Origin of the sequence: Paraglaciecola sp. (assembly GCF_030730205.1) — a bacterium.
In the GTDB taxonomy this organism is placed as follows: Bacteria; Pseudomonadota; Gammaproteobacteria; order Enterobacterales; family Alteromonadaceae; genus Paraglaciecola.
In genome coordinates this window covers 7,952-9,029 of record NZ_JANQVQ010000266.1, presented here as the reverse complement: position 1 = coordinate 9,029, position 1,078 = coordinate 7,952, and the positions used below count along the sequence as shown (strand labels likewise).

Sequence of the window (1,078 nt, the reverse complement as noted above, 5' to 3'; positions counted from 1 at the left end):
GTTGCTTTGCTGATACCGTAGTTTCTTGCGGATGATGCTCCGCGTTCATTTGGATTAAGGTAGTAAGATATAAAAGGGTGTTTTGTTGCATAGTCTGCTAATAAGGCTTGCGTATTGTCGGTGCTATTGTCGTCAATTACTATAACTTGAATGTTATTTGTATCCTGAGCGATGACAGATTCCAAAGCTCTAGAAAGCAATGAAATACGGTTGTAAGTGGGAATTATGACACTAACGATTACACTCACCGTATTTCCCCCATCGATAATAAGGCTTTGTATTCAGAAGAAAATCCTTTGGTATCATATAGTCTCCATAATATGGAGTACTTCTGGGGAAGGTTAAACATTCTGCATAACCAATATATAAATGATAAATACATAATCTTTTTTACACACCATCTTGGTTTGCCAAACCATGTTTTTACTCTATTTATCTTTCTCCCTGCAGTAATGTCTTTGTGAAGTGTGGCTCGACCAGCTTTAAATGCTCTATTTTCTAACCAGGCGTCAGTTAACTGAAAGGGTCTAACGATGTGTTTTACGTTCAATGCCGTAACAAAATAGGCTCTGAAACCGGACGATTCTGCCCTTACTAAGAAATCACTTTCACTGCCCATAATATAGTTTTTCCCAGAAGGACCTATGTTTTCATTGAAAGTTATGCCTTGCTCAAATACGCGCTTTCTTACTGCCATATTAGGTCCAAATATGGTCATTGCTTTGCAAGGCCCGTTTGGTATTGATTCGTCTCTGGTGGCGTAGGCAATAACCAAAGGAATATCTCTTAGTAAATATTTGTTTGGTAGGGTTTGCCAATAAGGTTCTACTCTGCCACCAAAAAGATCATAGTCTAAATGGGTTTTTAGCAATTTTTCATAGTTTGTTAGCCAATCGGTATTCGGAATAATATCGTCATCGGTAAATATAATTAGGTCGCCCCGTGCGATTGATAGACCTGTATTAAGTGCAGCATTTTTACCTTGCTTTGGTTCGTGAAGTAAAACGATGGGTAACTTATCCATAAAATTGGTGATGATATCTACAGATTTATCACTACTGTTATTGTCAACAACAAT

The 1,078-nt window shown here is 37.7% G+C and carries 2 protein-coding genes; both read right to left on the bottom strand.

Features of this window, described 5'->3' with window-relative positions; all coding sequences use genetic code 11:
* A partial coding sequence (locus NWQ57_RS17390; RefSeq protein WP_306023440.1) for a glycosyltransferase family 2 protein occupies positions 1-248 on the bottom strand: 248 nt, incomplete at its 3' end.
* The coding region (locus NWQ57_RS17385; RefSeq protein WP_306023439.1) for a glycosyltransferase family 2 protein at positions 245-1,078 on the bottom strand (834 nt) is incomplete at its 5' end. The genes NWQ57_RS17385 and NWQ57_RS17390, both read right to left, overlap by 4 nt.